Source organism: Confluentibacter citreus (assembly GCF_002807055.1).
Taxonomy (GTDB): Bacteria; Bacteroidota; Bacteroidia; order Flavobacteriales; family Flavobacteriaceae; genus Confluentibacter; species Confluentibacter citreus.
In genome coordinates, this window is sequence record NZ_NIXN01000034.1 from 1 (window position 1) to 891 (window position 891).

The following is an 891-nucleotide window of genomic DNA, read 5'->3' on the forward strand; positions in this document are numbered from 1 at the left end:
ACGTTGCCATTAATGCTGAAAATCCGTCTACGCATTAAAAATTCGTTCATAAATTTGGAAAATGTTACCTTTTTAGGTAACTTTGGGCTGAATTTAACGACTGACCAAATTGAGCGAATTTAATAGACAAATAGGATTTTACGAAAATCACTTCAAGGATTTCTATCTTAAACAGCCACTGGCTGTTCGCAAAAAAATTGACTGGACTCTTTTGATTTTAAAAACCACCAGAATTGTTCCAGAAAAGTTTTTAAAACATCTCACTAATACAGACGGACTATGGGAAGTACGTGTTTCGGCTGGAAACGGAATTTTCAGAATCTTCTGTTTTTTTGATGATGGGAATTTAATCATACTGTTGAGCGGATTTCAAAAGAAAACGCAGAAAACACCAAAAAATGAAATTATAAAAGCGGAACGACTAAAAAAGGAATATTATGAAAACAGATAAAAGAATTACATCGTTTGATGACCATTTAAATGAGCAGTACGGAAAAATCGGAACTGAGTCTCGTAACGAATTCCAAGAAGAATTTGAGACATTCAAAATTGGCATCTTAATTCAAGAGGCTAGAAAAAAACAGCATCTGACCCAAGAACAACTTGCTGAAAGAGTAGGAACAACAAAAAACTATATTTCGAGAATTGAAAACAATGCAAGCGACATACGACTTTCGACTTTGATGCGAATAATCCGAGAAGGATTAGGTGGAAGTTTAAAGTTATCGCTTGACGTTTAGGATTAATTAAAAAAGCACAAATGGCAACACCGTGTATAATTCATTGCTAGTTCCGTTTCTTTTCGGAAAAACCTCGATTTCCCGAAATTTAGCTTGTATTTGTAATGGTATTCGCTAAATTCACGCAACGAAATCATACACGAACACGTTG

At 34.6% G+C, this 891-nt stretch carries 2 protein-coding genes; both read left to right on the plus strand.

All coding sequences use genetic code 11. The features are described from left to right. Positions 1-109: 109 nt before the first annotated feature. The gene (locus CDH49_RS15515) at positions 110-451 is read left to right on the plus strand and encodes a type II toxin-antitoxin system RelE/ParE family toxin (protein WP_204524839.1); all 342 of its coding nucleotides are present in this window, start codon (positions 110-112) and stop codon (positions 449-451) included. After that, complete coding sequence (locus tag CDH49_RS15520) at positions 438-740, plus strand: helix-turn-helix domain-containing protein (RefSeq protein WP_100616439.1); 303 nt, start codon at positions 438-440, stop codon at positions 738-740. The genes CDH49_RS15515 and CDH49_RS15520 overlap by 14 nt, the downstream gene beginning before the upstream one ends. Positions 741-891: the final 151 nt, after the last annotated feature.